This window comes from Bdellovibrionales bacterium (assembly GCA_019750295.1).
Classification (GTDB): domain Bacteria; phylum Bdellovibrionota; class Bdellovibrionia; order Bdellovibrionales; family JAGQZY01; genus JAIEOS01.
The window spans coordinates 1-5351 of the sequence record JAIEOS010000035.1 but is presented as its reverse complement, the minus strand read 5'-3'; the positions used below and the strand labels follow the sequence as shown (position 1 = coordinate 5351).

Genomic DNA, 5351 nt, shown 5'->3' with positions numbered 1-5351 from the left:
GGAATGAGTCTCACTTTACTGGCGGCCACGGGGATTGAAGTGTGCTCGGAAGGATCCGTTCCTTTAGCTGCGGATTTGGTCAACGTCGCGCATGCCGCGGGCAATGCGTTTATATTTCTTATGGCGGGAGTGGCGACCGATCTCACCGAAATTCTCGCCATTCGCGAGACGACGAAATCCTGGAAGATCGCTCTCCTGTTGCCTTTGGTGAGTGTCCCGCAGATTTTCATTTTAGGATTTTTGATCAATTGGTACTATTACTAAAAATTAGGATTGAGCACTAGACATTCGTCAAAAAACGGTCGTAAACTGACGTCATGTTTACACCCGAACAGATCAGTTTAGCTATTTTGTTTTTTATTCCGTTTTTATTTTCCTTATGCTTTCACGAGTACGCCCATGGTTGGATGGCGCGCCTTAAAGGGGATCGCACGGCGGAAATGATGGGGAGATTAACTCTGAATCCCATGGCTCACATCGATGTCGTTGGCACGGTGATTTTACCGATCATGGCGATTTTAACTTCGATGCCACTCTTTGGATGGGCTAAGCCGGTGCCGGTGAACAGTCGAAACTTGGCGCGACCCCGTCAGGATATGTTTTGGATTGCTCTTGCAGGGCCCGCCTCGAACATCCTCTTGTTTTTAGTAGGTTTGGTGATTCTCGCCGTGCTGATTCGACAGAATTTGTTCGATGTCACTCAGCCGATGATTCAGATGTCTTTGATATTTCTAAAATTAAATCTTTATTTGGCTTTTTTTAATCTATTGCCGCTTCACCCATTGGACGGTGGAAAGGTGATTGCCCGATTTATCCCCATTAAGTGGGATACATGGTTAGAAACTAACCAAATGATTCTGAGCGTGATCTTGATGCTATTTGTCATAATGGGCGTTTTGCGATTTTTAGCCTATCCAGTGGATTGGATTGTTCGCTATTCTGTCGACCTAATTAACACTTAAAGTAACTTATGAGTATAGATATACACTTACCCTATTTTGACGGTCCTCTCCCTCTGCTTCTTTACCTTATTCGTAAAGAGGAAATGAACATTTTTGATATCGATATCCATAAGATCACGAGCCAATATTTTGATTACATCCGTCGGATGAAAGAGCTGGATCTAGAGACGGCGGGAGACTTTGTCGCCATGGCCGCAACTCTGATTCAAATCAAATCGCAAATGCTACTTCCGCAATATACGGAAGAGGGCGAGTTGCTCGAAACTGAAGATCCGCGCAAAGAGCTTGTGAACCGCCTCTTGGAGTATCAAAAATTCCAGGAAGTCTCTAAAGAGCTCTACAAACGCCCTCTGTTGGGACGCGATCTTTTTAATCGGGGAGCTCCGGAAAGTTTTGCGGACGATGGAGATGAGACCGAAATCCTGCTCGATGAAGGCGGATTGTTCTCACTGATTTCTTTTTATCGTCGCGCCATAAAAAATATTAAAAATAAAGTCCATAGAGTTGCTAACAAGACAAAGTCCATCGCTGCTCGCATTTTGGAAATCAAAGATCGCTTTGTGGTGGGTAAGACGATCACGCTCAATAGCTTGATTCAGTCTGCGGATGACAAGCGAAACGAGTTACTGATTACTTTTCTCTCTCTGTTAGAGTTGGGAAAAATGGGAATGGTTTCTTTGTTTCAATCTGATGTTTATACCGATATCCACGTGACCTCCAAAACCGAAATTGCCACTCATCATGTGGATCAAGTGCAGGAGTATGATTCTCAGGGTTCCGAGCAGGTGGCCGACAGTTTATTCGAAGTGAATGATCTGGATCATGTTCACGTCGATAAAATTAATATTGGAGAAGAGTTGGAACAAGTGGCGAGCGATGAAGATATCGCCCAGGCGGAGCGCAATCTGATTGTGGATGATCAGGAAATGAAGGAGACGGAAAATGTTTGATAACGAAGACGTAATGGATACAGCGGCGGCGCCCGAAGATTCGGAAAACTTTCAGCTGACGTCTCAAGAGGAAGCTCCGGTTGAATTTATCGACTCCTTCCAGCTTTTATCCATTTTAGAAGGGTTGTTTTTTGCGTCCCAAAAGCCCCTCTCGTTCTCGATGGTGAAACAGATTTTCGTGGGAACTAATGTTGATAATCGCCAGTTAAAAAGCGCCATTGAGCAACTTCAAGTGATCCTTGCAGATCCCACTCGCGGTGTGACTCTTGACGAAGTGGTCGGTGGTTACCAACTGCGCACCAAAATGGATAACATGGAGTTCTTAAAGCGAATCAACAAAGCTCGGCCATTTCGTCTGAGTGGTCCCGCTCTCGAAGTTCTATCGATCATCGCCTACAAACAACCGATCATTAAAAACGAAGTGGATCAGATCCGCGGCGTTGAATCGGGTCACTTGGTCCGCGCTCTTATGGAAAAAGGTTTAGTGAATTTCCAAGGGAAGGCCGAGGACTTGCCCGGTAAGCCGATGAGCTACGGCACCACTCGTAAATTTTTAGAGATTTTTGGTCTTCGCAATTTAGAAGAGCTTCCGTCGCTCTCAGAAATCGATCAGTTGATCCCTGAAGGGATCGGTGACGAAGAAGAGAAGGAGACATTAAGTTCCGTCACGGAAGGCATGTCGGCCCAAATCGGAACCTCTTACTCTGAAGGCGAGGAGGAGCTCCTCAACATCGTGCAAAAGTTAGATACCATCGACACGTCTTCTGAGTTCTTCGAGGAAGAAAAGCGTCGTCAAAAAGAAAAACGTGACCGCGAAAAAGCGGAGGACTTACGAGAAGCCATCGCCGTCGGTGAGTTGGTCGATAAAAAAGACCGCCGTTGGTTAGAAAAGTACGAAGCTCAGCAAGCGCTGGCTCAACAGGCGAAAGAGATGGCGGCATTGTCTCAGGAGTCGGAAGCGACCCTTCAAGCGCAATCCACCGAAGAGCTCGAAGTCGCATCGATCGAGGACGTGGCAGAGATTGCTGAGACGTTTGAAGACGAAGACTCTTCCAGTGAAGAGTCCACAGAGAACGACGTTTAATTTAATTCGAAACGGTATCCATCCATAAATCAGAACTTTGTGGCCGTGTCTCGCGAGGACGCGGCGGCTGAGGTCGACGTGCGTCCACGTGGGGCACGTCGGCTGGCGGGCGAGGCGGAGCTTCGGCCGGTCGAGCTTGGGGTCGAGGCGTAGAGGATGGAACTCCCTGAGGAATAAGATTCAGGGGACGAGACACCGGCAAAGGCATTGCGCTGGGAGATGCCGCGCGAGCTGCAGGGGCCTGCTGTGACAACTCCGCGGGGCGTGACGGTGGGAGCGGGGCTCTCACTTCTTGCGCCGGAGGAGGAGTGTTATTGATTTCGGTTCGATTCGAATTCGCGCGCTGCCACTGAGTGATGGCGGCCTTACAACGATTGCGGTGGCTAATAAACTCTTTTAAGCACGAATCCAATTCAGGTGTTTTCACGCAAGCTGTGGGTGTTTCTGGATTTTGCTGGCGAGGATCATCGCGGCGTTGTTTAAGGCACGTGCGAAGGACTGGCATCTCCGCCTCGTAAGTCGACTTGCAACGACCTCTCCATTCTGTGAGTTCTTGTTTGCAGTTTTCATCCCAAAAGCGACGAGTGTCGTTACATTGTTTTTCGAGTTTTTGAATCTCTTCCGGAGGACGCTGGTCAATCACCTCGATGCTCACGTTATTGTAAGTGGTGCGGCGGCGAGCATCCGTCACGCCATGAGATTGAATCAAATCAAAAACAGTCTTTGAGTCGGCCACGCTCAAGCGAACGCAACCCCCAGAGGCTTGTGTTCCTAAAGCTCTATTCCCCTCGGGAGTGGTTGTTCCGTGGAGAGCAACGCCTCCTCTAAAAAATACCGAGTTCGGCATTTCCGCATCTTCCCAAGTGTTTGAGATATGGTTAGGAACAAGGCGTTGCGGAGTAAACACATTTCCTGTGGGTGTAAAGGAGCAGTAAGGATTTACGAGTGGACTTGTGGGGAGTTCGAACTCTTCGCGACCAGTGGAGATTTTAAAACGCAAAGGTTCACTGTTCTCGCCTCGATAAACAGATAATGTTTGGCGATTAGGGGTGCGATCCACAACAACTCTTAGAGTTGATGGGCTTCCGCCGAAAACCTCATTCCAAAGACCACCTTGGGTGACCTCGGCCGATGCGATGGACGCCGTTAATGTCAATAAGGCTAGATAACCTAGAGCCTTCATAATTCCCCCTACCTTCTTATAGGCAATGATATCCAATAATTGTGCCGACGTAATGAGGGCTCTCAGTGGATTTGATCGGGGAGTGTCGTCGGTTTGTTAGGGGAATGGATAAAGTTTTGACGTCTCAGAATGAGACGCGTTTTGAAGTTCGGTCTTTTTCCTTTGAAAGTCCTTCCAGCGACGCGGGCTCCTGCCCTCGCCCGTTTTTTCGGGCAGGAGTCCCGAAAATCGCTTCACGCTAACGGGAGGTCGCTTGAAGGACTTTCAAAGGAAAAAGACCGAACTTCAAAAGGGTCAAATTCTTTGAATTTTTTGATGACTCTGAACTTCGTTAAATTGTGGGTGAGATGCTAAAAGTTCAGCGAAGACTCGCGGGAGGTGGGTCTTCGCTGAACTTACGATAGAGCTGCTTGGTGGGTTAGGGTTTGCAGTTTTTGGTGTTGTTTTCGATGTGGGTGGGGGTTTTTACGACTCGGGCTTGGCAGATCAGGTTGTAGAAGGTGTCTTGGAATTTTTCTCGGCCGGTGAGGGTGTCGAATTGGGCGCCGTCAGTGACGTTCGTGTTGATAATTGAGAGTTCGAGGGGTGCGCCCCAGACTCCGAAAGGAACTTGAACTTTAGATCCATTCTTTTCCAGTGGTCCACCGAACCAACTTCCGAGGTAGCCCTCACTTGAATTTAAATTGACCCCGTCGAAAGCGTCTTTACCGAAGTCTGTTGCTGTTCCGGTAGAGTCGACAAGTGAGCAATCGTTAGCTCTTACGCTTTTAAAAGAGGTAATGGTCAATGTGGCGTACTCGTAGGATTCGTGAGCCCCTTTCGGCTGCTTTTCCCATCGTGCGGTACACACCAGTGGTTCTACGAAATACTCCTCGGCATAAGCCACCGAAAACAATAACGTCGTTGCGATAAAAATTTTTAACATATGGGTCTCCTTTTTTTACCAAGAGCGGCTCTTAGTTTGTTTGGCGTGACAGTAACTCCAGTAAAATGCATTTCCTAGGTTCGATGAAATTTATTTACGTTATTCACTTAAAATTAACTATTCTTTTAAACGCGTTGCGATCTAATTCACTACGGAGAGCTTGGATTTTTAAGGGGTTGGCCTTGGTTCTTTATGACGTTTTCTAAAAAGGCTTCGCCCTGATCCTCAGAGACCTTTTCGAATTTGC

General features: G+C 47.6%; 6 protein-coding genes. 4 read left to right on the top strand and 2 right to left on the bottom strand.

Annotated elements, in window-relative coordinates:
* The 4 genes from K2Q26_08020 to scpB all read left to right on the top strand — a co-directional run.
* Nucleotides 1-264 (top strand): hypothetical protein (locus K2Q26_08020; GenBank protein ID MBY0315451.1); only part of this gene is annotated, 264 nt, incomplete at its 5' end.
* A 53-nt stretch (nt 265-317) separates the two neighbouring features.
* Nucleotides 318-962 carry a site-2 protease family protein gene (locus K2Q26_08015; GenBank protein MBY0315450.1) on the top strand — a complete coding sequence of 215 codons (645 nt, stop codon included), beginning with the start codon at nt 318-320 and terminating at the stop codon, nt 960-962.
* Between the two features lie 8 nt (nt 963-970).
* A complete protein-coding gene (locus tag K2Q26_08010; GenBank protein MBY0315449.1) occupies nt 971-1912 on the top strand; it encodes a segregation/condensation protein A in 942 nt (313 codons plus the stop codon).
* Nucleotides 1905-2996, top strand: coding sequence for an SMC-Scp complex subunit ScpB (scpB, locus tag K2Q26_08005; protein ID MBY0315448.1), 1092 nt, complete (start codon nt 1905-1907; stop codon nt 2994-2996). Before K2Q26_08010 ends, scpB begins: the two co-directional genes overlap by 8 nt.
* A gap of 1 nt (nt 2997) precedes the next feature.
* Here scpB and K2Q26_08000 read toward each other — a convergent pair whose 3' ends face one another.
* On the bottom strand, nt 2998-4179 hold the full coding sequence (locus K2Q26_08000; GenBank protein ID MBY0315447.1) for a L,D-transpeptidase: 1182 nt from the start codon (nt 4177-4179) through the stop codon (nt 2998-3000).
* 418 nt (nt 4180-4597) lie between these two features.
* The gene (locus tag K2Q26_07995) at nt 4598-5104 is read right to left on the bottom strand and encodes a hypothetical protein (GenBank protein ID MBY0315446.1); all 507 of its coding nucleotides are present in this window, start codon (nt 5102-5104) and stop codon (nt 4598-4600) included.
* Between the last annotated feature and the right edge of the window lie 247 nt (nt 5105-5351).

What these genes read in the sequence shown, in the direction of transcription:
- K2Q26_08015 (MBY0315450.1), top strand. Translation starts at nt 318, where the DNA reads ATGTTTACACCCGAACAGATCAGTTTAGCTATTTTGTTTTTTATTCCG.
- K2Q26_08010 (MBY0315449.1), top strand. Translation starts at nt 971, where the DNA reads ATGAGTATAGATATACACTTACCCTATTTTGACGGTCCTCTCCCTCTG.
- scpB (MBY0315448.1), top strand. Translation starts at nt 1,905, where the DNA reads ATGTTTGATAACGAAGACGTAATGGATACAGCGGCGGCGCCCGAAGAT.
- K2Q26_08000 (MBY0315447.1), bottom strand. Translation starts at nt 4,179, where the DNA reads ATGAAGGCTCTAGGTTATCTAGCCTTATTGACATTAACGGCGTCCATC.
- K2Q26_07995 (MBY0315446.1), bottom strand. Translation starts at nt 5,104, where the DNA reads ATGTTAAAAATTTTTATCGCAACGACGTTATTGTTTTCGGTGGCTTAT.